Below are 604 nucleotides of genomic sequence, written 5' to 3' on the forward strand. Positions count from 1 at the left end.
GGTATCCGCAAGTACCTCAGCGTCCACGAGTGCATCAGTTTCAGCAAGCACCTCAGCGTCTACTAGCGCGTCAGTCAGCGCAAGCACCTCAGCCTCCACGAGCGCGTCGGTAAGTGCAAGTACCTCAGCATCGACGAGTGCGTCGGTAAGCGCAAGCATGTCCGCGTCCACGAGTGCATCAGTAAGTGCAAGTACGTCTGCTTCGACGAGTGCGTCAGTATCTGCAAGCACCTCAGCCTCGACGAGCGCATCAGTAAGCGCAAGTACGTCCGCGTCGACGAGTGCGTCAGTATCAGCAAGTACATCGGCATCAACGAGTGCATCAGTAAGTGCAAGTACATCCGCTTCAACCAGTGCATCCGTAAGCGCAAGTACCTCAGCGTCAATGAGTGCGTCAGTAAGTGCCAGCACGTCAGCGTCCACAAGCGCATCTGTATCCGCAAGTACTTCAGCGTCAACTAGCGCGTCGGTAAGCGCAAGCACGTCCGCTTCAACGAGTGCGTCGGTAAGTGCAAGTACCTCAGCGTCCACCAGCGCGTCTGTGAGCGCCAGCACGTCCGCATCGACAAGTGCGTCGGTAAGCGCAAGTACCTCAGCATCGACG

The 604-nt window shown here is 57.3% G+C and carries 1 protein-coding gene; it reads right to left on the bottom strand.

Features of this window, described 5'->3' with window-relative positions; all coding sequences use genetic code 11:
* Nucleotides 1–604 (bottom strand): hypothetical protein (locus tag D8877_RS12320; protein WP_446677727.1); only part of this gene is annotated, 604 nt, incomplete at both ends.

It is taken from the genome of Streptococcus sanguinis, from assembly GCF_003943735.1.
GTDB lineage: Bacteria > Bacillota > Bacilli > Lactobacillales > Streptococcaceae > Streptococcus > Streptococcus sanguinis_E.